This is a genomic window from Vicinamibacteria bacterium, assembly GCA_035620555.1.
GTDB lineage: Bacteria > Acidobacteriota > Vicinamibacteria > Marinacidobacterales > SMYC01 > DASPGQ01.
This window is the reverse complement of sequence record DASPGQ010000705.1, coordinates 1-6,762: the sequence shown is the minus strand read 5'-3', so window position 1 is coordinate 6,762 and position 6,762 is coordinate 1. Positions and strand designations below refer to the sequence as shown.

2 protein-coding genes are annotated in these 6,762 nt (G+C 63.9%); both read right to left on the bottom strand.

Annotated elements, in window-relative coordinates; genetic code table 11:
* Positions 1 to 5,954, bottom strand: a 5,954-nt coding sequence (locus tag VEK15_28355) for a carboxypeptidase-like regulatory domain-containing protein (protein ID HXV64643.1), incomplete at its 3' end; no start/stop codon positions are given.
* A gap of 252 nt (positions 5,955 to 6,206) precedes the next feature.
* Entirely contained in the window at positions 6,207 to 6,740 is a 534-nt protein-coding gene (locus VEK15_28350) for a hypothetical protein (GenBank protein HXV64642.1), read from the bottom strand.
* Positions 6,741 to 6,762 lie beyond the last annotated feature (22 nt).

Sequence of the window (6,762 nt, the reverse complement as noted above, 5' to 3'; positions counted from 1 at the left end):
GCTACCACGTTGACCCCCGACATCACGCCACCGGTGCCGTCGGGCTTGGCCACCTGACCCGCGACGCTCGTTGCCGGGGCCAGTTGGATGGTGATGGCGTCGGTCGCGCCGTCCGAAGGGATATTCCCCGTCGCGGTACCGCGAAGCGGCGAGCCGTCCACGGAGAGCAAGAGGTTGTAGTCCCCCACTGGGACGCCTCGAAAGGCGAAGGACCCATCGGACGCGACCGTCGTGAGCTCGTCCCGTGGGAACGGGGCCGGGCGCGTCAAGCGCACCCGACCCGCGGCGAGGTTGGATCCGTCGGAGTCGAGCGCCGTTCCCGCAACCGTGCCGGTTCCATTCATGATGACGTCCACGGTGAGCAACTCGCCCTCACCAAGCGCGCCGGTGACGATGCCGGCGTCCGGCCCTCCGGTCTCCTGGGCCCTCAGCGAAAAGTCCCCCGCCGGCACGAAGTCGAACCCGAACGCCCCCGACGCATTCGACTGCGCGTGGAAAACACCCTTGGAGGGCACGAGCGTCAGCGCGGCACCCGCCACCGTGTCCACCTCGTTCGCCCGAAACACCTCGCCTTCGATCGTGCCGCTCGGCTCGAGAGCGATCTCGATTTCGCTTATCTCCTCCCCGTCCTCGGATATATTTCCCGAGACCGCGCCAACGAGTGGTGACGCGCCCGGCAGCGTCGCCTGAATGATGAAGCTACCGACGGGAACGCCCTCGAACAGAAACTCCCCGTTCGCGCCCGACGTGGATGTCGCTCGCAAGTTGGCGATGGTGCTCGAGAGTCCCGTTGAAGAGGTGACCTCGACCTCCGCCGCGGCGATGCCGACACCTGCGCTGGTCACCCTGCCCGAGAGCTTCCCGAGGCCAAGGGCAACGATCGTCAAGTCGATCGCTTCGCCTTCGGTCTCGATCGTGCCCGAGTCTTCGCCCACCCGGCCCGTCAACGGATCGGTGGCCGTTGCGAGCAGATTGCCGGCGGGAACGTACTGGAAGGCGAACGCTCCCATCTCGCCCGGCAGACTCGACGTGGTCGTCGATCCGAGAAGTCTTCCCGTAGATCCCTGGCGAAGGAGGACTTCTGCGTTGGGTACCGGGTCGACTCCGTTGGAAGACAAGAAGGTACCGGTTACCTGGCCGGTAGCGGAGAGGGGTACGGTGACTCGCGTTAGTATTCCGTCTTCGGTTACGGCGCCGGTACCCCTACCGCCTCGGCCCAGGCGATCGTTCGCGGTAACGGTGAAGCTACCCTCCGAAATGCGCGGCAACAGGAGCTTCCCGTCGTCGAATGGAGTAATGATCCCCGTTGCGCGGTCGTAGGGGAACGTCGCACCCTTTAGCTCGACGAATGCGTCATCGGCCGGAGCTCCATCTCCCTTGACCACCGTGACCTCGACAGGGCTTCGGCCCAGGAGTCGTAGGTCCCTGACCGATTCCTGTCCTCGACGAAGGAAGATCATCTCGCGCGCCACCTTCCCCGTCGCGCTATCGGAAGCGGTCAGCGTGTACGTGCCCTGAGGGAAGATCGCGGCGAACGCGTATCGACCGGCGTTATCAGTCGTCACCGTGACATCGGGTCGCGCGCCTCCCGACGCTGTCACGCGGACGCCTGGGCCCGAGGGCGTCGTACCGTCAGGGAGGAATACCGTTCCGGAAAGCTCTCCGGTGATGTTCGAGGCGAGCTCGAGCTCGATCGTTCTCGTCTCCCCCGGTGTGAGGAAGACGTCGCTCGCCGAGACGGGCACGGGAAAGAACGTGGGCTCCGAGGCGGAAACAGTAAAGGTGCCCAGCGGGATGTTGTGAAAGGAGAAGGCACCGTCGATCCCCGTCCGCACCTGCTGTGCGGCCGCATCGTTGACGAAGCCGCAAACCGCCGGATCGAGCCGCTTCGATGCGAGTACCACGTCCGCTCCGAGAAACGGCCCGTTCGCGTCCACCACGACGCCTTCGGCCGTCCCAAAGCCACTGAAACGAAGCACGAGAGCTCTCTCGTCTCCCGCGTGCTGGATCGATGTCGTGCCGGCTGCAACGTCGTGGCTTTTCACCGCTTTCACCGTTGCGGTTCCGACCGGAACGTCCTCGAAAACCGCAACGCCGTCGAGGCCGGTGATTAGTTGCTCCCCCGCGCAAGGGTCCCCGATCGTGCGGATCACGGCCTGGTTCTGAATCGACATACCCGTTTCGTCGAGCACCGTGACGATCAGGCGCCCCGTCCCGGGAAGCTGCAGGTCGACACGCGTCGTGGCGGCTTCCGCAACCGTGGCCGACGCCGAGACGCTACTGCTCGAGCTCGCCGCACGAGCGGAAACCCCGTACGCCCCTGGAGAGAGCTCGTCGAAGCGAGCTTTGCCGAGGGTGTCAGTCGGAATCTCTCGTCCCGCCGCGGTGACGAGGGCCGCGGCCGCGCCGACGGGTGATCCGGTGGAGTCATGGACCGTTACCTCGATGGCTCCAAACTCATCGATGAAGAAGAAGACGTCCTGATCGACCAGTAAGGTCTGGCCGGGGGCGAACGTTCCCGCGATCGAAGCTTCCTGGGAACGGACCCAGTCGATGGCAACGATGCGAAAGATCCCTATCGGCACCGGAACGTCGACAAAGCGGTAAGCTCCAGACGCATCGGTCTTGGTCATGGCCGCCACGAGCTCGTTAGCGCCGGTACCATCGGGCACGAGATAGAAGACGTCGATATCGGAGACCGGGGTCTCGACACCCTCATAGGACTCGAAGACGCGACCGGTGACGGTACCGACCGCCAAGTCGATGTTCACGTCCACCGTCGCGAAGGTTCCGGCGCGAGCGAGGTTCCCGAACGCGAGACCCGAGGAGGTCTCGAACACGGCCTTCACCGAGATGGGCCCGACGACGATGCCGGTGGCGACGTAGCGTCCATCGCCATTTGTTTCGACGGCGGCAGAGCTCCTCGGATCCAGCCCGCTGGTCACGAGCACCTGCGCATTCGGCACCGGCGTGCCGTTCGCGTCGCGTACGACGCCAGTCACCCCGCCTCGTCCGAGCAAGACGAGATCCACGACGATACTCTCGCCGTCGAAGGCGACATGCGTGGTCAGCGCCCGTACCGAGCCGGTTACCGGATCGTACGCTCGCATCGAGAAGGGGCCATCCGGACTCTTCCGTACCCAGTCGAACTGGTAGCGCCCGAGATTGTCCATGGTCTTTCTGGAGATGCCCATGACGTCGCCCGGTATCGAGTTGATGTAAAGGACTTCCGCGCCAGCAACCGGTGTGCCGTCCGCGTTCAGCACCCTTCCGGAAACGGTCGCGCCGGCGTCGGTCAAACGCGAGTCGATGGTGCGAGTCGAATGGAAGAGCGCATCACCGTTCGCTCCGAAGAGCCCCGAGACCCCGACCTGGCGCTCGACGAGCCCACCAACGGGGGCTTCCATAAAGAGGAACGAAAGCCGTCCCGAGAGCTGAAGTGATGCGGAGACGATGGCGTTCTCATCTACGGTGTAGTTCTCCAGGTCGAGGACTTCCGCCTCTCGCATCGGGCGATCAAAGAGGAGGGCGAGGACACGACCCCAGGGGTCCGCGCCCGAGAGGGTCTCGGGTCCGATCGCGGTGGCTGTGATCAGCGTTGGAGGAGGCGTCGCGATGAGCTCCTGCGACGTTTCACTCACCGTTTCCTCGAACGCTCCGTCGGCGTCGCGGTCGATCCGGAGGGTAAGGGTCGGATTCGACACGAGAAGATCGATGGTGAGCCGGCCGCTTTCGCCTGGGCTCGTTTCGACTCCGGCAAACCGATGCAATCCGATTCGCCCGTTCGCGCGCGGCAGGCTCACGGTCAGGTCGAAGCTGGAAGAAGCCGCCGCCGTACTCGTGAACGCCCACTCGTACAGAGTCGAACCGAGACGTGTCGCGATTCCAATGCCCCGACCCGGCGATGCGTTATCCGATAAGGACAGGAAAACGGCATTCGGGAGTGTGCCGACGCCGTTAGGCACGAGTGCGTGCCCCTCGACGTCGGAAAGCGTCCATTGAATGGGAGCCTCGGCACTCCCCCGACCTACTCCGATCAGGATGTGAGAGGACAGCCCGGAAAGAGTCGTCGAAAGGCTCCGCTGGAAATCTCCGACGGCACTCGCCGGGCCGAGGGCTCGGCCAATGGCCTCGAAAAAAGCGACACCGGCGTCGGTCTCGCGGAGCAGTTGCTCGAAGCCACGGTCTTCCGAGTGAGCCCAGGTGAACGCGAGATTCTCCAGCGCCAAGCTCACGGGCTCGCCGAGCTGCACACGAAAACCCGCCTCCGCCAGCTCGATCGCACGATCGAGGACGGCCTGTTTCGCGACGCGAACCACGCCGGCGGCAAGCGTTCCCGAGGGCGCGGTCGCTACACTCCAACCGGCGCCGAGAGCGCGCAGCGCGGCCTGCACCACCTCCGTCGGAAGCGACTCGGCCGTCTTGGGGAGAACGATCGTGTCCGGGGAAAGGGGAACGCCGCGCTCACCGACTCCGAGCTGAAAAAACAGATCGCCGGTCCCTTGCTCGACGTTCAGATACGATGCCCTCACCTGTCCGGTGGTTTGCGAAAGGAATCGGAACTCGAGCACTTCCGAATCGCTCGGCCCGAGCGTCGGAATCGGAGCGGACGGACCCCAGAGAAGCGTCGCCCCCGAGATCCGCGTGGGATCGAGACGAACCGTCACCAGGTTGGCGGGCGTGGTCGAGATGTTCGTCACCGTCACGAACAGCGAAAACTCCTCGGCCGCACGCACGGTGGCGGGGGCAACGAACGTGAGATGCAACTTCGGGTTTCTGACGAGCACTCCGCCCCGCGCGACCCCGGTCATGGGGACGGGGCCGATGGGAAGGCCCTCGAGCGTTCCCTCGATATCGAAGAGAATTTCGTGGAAGCCCTCGCGTCGGCCTTCGAGGAGGAACTCCCCCGTGCCTTGTTCACCCGGATCCAGCCGGTTCGAGCCATCGTCAGTCTCGAAAGCGAATTCCCCGCCCTGTGTCTGCGCGGGAACGAGTGGATCGTCCGAGCTGCCGGCTACACCGTCCTCCCCCGCGGGAAGCGAGATCGACGCTTCGATACCCCGCACCGAGAGCCCTGACGCCAGCGGGGCTCCGTTCGAGATGAGGAGAAGGGCGCTGAAGACCTGGTTGAGAAAACCTACGTCTCCGGGAATGACGAGCACTGCCGGGATCGAAGCGTCCGCAAGGAGTGGCAAGAGCTCGATCTCCAGATCGGGCGGGACGTTGGGTTTCATCATCACCGGCACGATGCCGGCATTGACCAGAGGAAGGGACTCGCCCTCGAGATCGAGGCTCGCCGTCGGCCGAATCGGGACGGGGATTCCGTTCGAATCGAAGACGACGGGAAAGTCGATGGTGACCGGATGGGAGTCCAGGGTCAGGGCCAGAGTGAAGTTGAAACCGGTGAAGCTGTCTTCGCCAAAGAGAATCCCCATTTGGCGAATCTCTTCGAGCGTGAGGGGACGCGTGATGACTTGCGTAACGAGCAGGCGGTCGATGACCTCGACCGTTACCGAATCGGGTGAAGCGCGAAGGAAGGTGACGCCATCGTTCTCGAGGTGGATGTCGCGGACGAGAAAGGTCCCGTTACGCTCGATGGGTGGAATGGCAAGAAACTCGCCTGGAGGCCCGCGAAGCTTGATCGGCGCGTCGATGCCGGGCCCGACCAGCTCACCCACCACCTCGAGCCCGGGGGGAAGAAGCGACAGCAGCGACTCCATGTCGAAAGCCCCCTCCTGGTTCGAGAAGGCGACCTTGATTCGCACTCCCGTGGCGGTGTGGCGAGGAACGACCTGCGAAGGAGGCTCGGGCGTTACCGTCAGTCCGAGAAGAAGGAAATCGAACTCGGTGAGTTTCTCATCGTAGCCGATGGCGGCGAAGGCAACAGGGATCGCGATCGCCAGAACGATCGCGATCCCAGCGAAAGCGGCGCGCCGACTTCGACCCCTTGGCACCTGCCTCCCTCCGTGCCACCGCTTTGGGCCGCGCCTCCCAAAGGGGGCGGGAGTCTACAAAGCGAGATGACGCGTTGTCAAGTTAGAAAATCGATGTGACAACCGGAAATATCTATGCGCATGTGGGAGACATCTCTGCGATGTGAGCGATGACGAGCGCGACCCGGGCTGTGCCTGGGACGCGCGACTCCTGAAGAGGAAAAAGAGGGGCGCGGCTCCTCTCGGGGAGCCTGCGCCCCGGAATGCTGCTCCCTACTTCTCGCCGAAGCGGCTGTCGATGGGAACCATGATGTGCGCGTACGGCGTGTCGGGCCACATGACCCAGGGACCTCCGTTACGGTGGTCGGTGGATAGGTTCTTCAGAAGGCTGCGGTCGGGCACCACGATCATCATGTGGGCACCCAGTTCGGTGACCCAGTCTTCGGGCCCGGTCGGTTTTGTCGCGTAGGGATCTTTGTTGCTGACTGGCGTGTCGCCGGAGAGCATGTAAGCGAATCCGATCTCTTTGTAGGTCGGCTCTTTCTTGTTGACGTAGGCATCGAGGAAGTTGAGCCAGGGCTGGTTGACACACCAGGGATCGACGCCCGGCGTGTCCGGCCGATCGGGAAGGCAGGTCCATTCGTTGCTGCCCTGTCGCAGCGTGTTCATGTTCCAGTCCTTGATGGTGGCCTCGGCGGCGATGGAATCGGGTCCGGCGCTCATGGCGCTCTCGATGGCCTCATCGTTCTGAGCGGTCAGGGAGACCGACAAAACGAAAGCACAGAGTCCGAGAATGATAGTCTTCATGAGTTCCCTCCTTTGAGAATCG

Excerpts from the sequence above, each read along its gene's own strand:
- VEK15_28350 (HXV64642.1), bottom strand. The coding sequence starts at position 6,740 with ATGAAGACTATCATTCTCGGACTCTGTGCTTTCGTTTTGTCGGTCTCC.